The organism is Oleiphilus sp. HI0043 (assembly GCF_001634935.1).
On sequence record NZ_LWEY01001496.1, the window covers coordinates 1 to 922 of the forward strand.

Consider the following 922-nt stretch of genomic DNA (forward strand, 5'->3'; position numbering starts at 1 on the left):
GATCATTCAGAAAACTGAATTTTCAGCTAAAGATGTACCGACACTTCGCCACTGTATGTGTGCAGGCGAGCATCTTTCAGATGAAATGCTTGGGTTATGGCAAGACCGCTTTAATCAGGATATTTACGAAGCTATCGGCATGTCTGAATGTTCTTATTATTTATCGCATCACCCTGCTCGCCCCATTCGCCCGGGCTCTGCGGGTTGCCCTCAGACCGGGCATAAAATACATCTACTCGATGAGAACTTAGAGCCAGTCAAAGACGGTGAAGAAGGCATGCTTTGTATCGACGAGCAAGACTTAGGACTGTTCATTGAATACTGGCAACTGCCGGACACCACACAAGCCACACGCAAAGGCGGCTATTTTCTCACCGGCGACTACGCCAAACGAGACGAAGAAGGCTATGTTTGGTTCCTCGGTCGACGTGACGACATCATCAACAGCTTTGGCTTTCGTATTTCACCCCACGAGATTGAACGGGTATTGAAAACCCACCCCGACGTCGCTGATTGTGTCGCTCTCGAAGAAGAGATCGGGCCAGATAAGAACTTGGTCGTGGCGAGCGTCATTCGCCATGAAAGTAGCACGCTAGATGAAACAAGCCTATTAGCCTTTGCAAACGAACATTTGGCTCAATATAAAGTACCTAAAAAGATTTACTTCACCCAACTGTTCCCCCGAACGGCCAACGGCAAAGTGCTTCGCAAGCAAATGAAGGCAGATTTAAAGAACTAAATACGCCTTAATAAAGTAAGCAAACCTCTAAGCAACAGGTAGTGTGTGTCTTCACTGGCTATTGTCACAAGTACTTGAAATTGCTTAGCGCGTTGCGCTTATTCGATTAGGACGAGCAACTATAGTGCGAGACACCGCCAGCCCCGAAAAAGACCTCGGGCTTCAAACGGTAGAATTTATTTT

The 922-nt window shown here is 47.1% G+C and carries 1 protein-coding gene; it reads left to right on the forward strand.

The window, feature by feature from the left end:
- Positions 1-739: class I adenylate-forming enzyme family protein (locus A3729_RS21565; protein ID WP_156498064.1), on the forward strand; the 739-nt coding region annotated here is incomplete at its 5' end.
- Between the last annotated feature and the right edge of the window lie 183 nt (positions 740-922).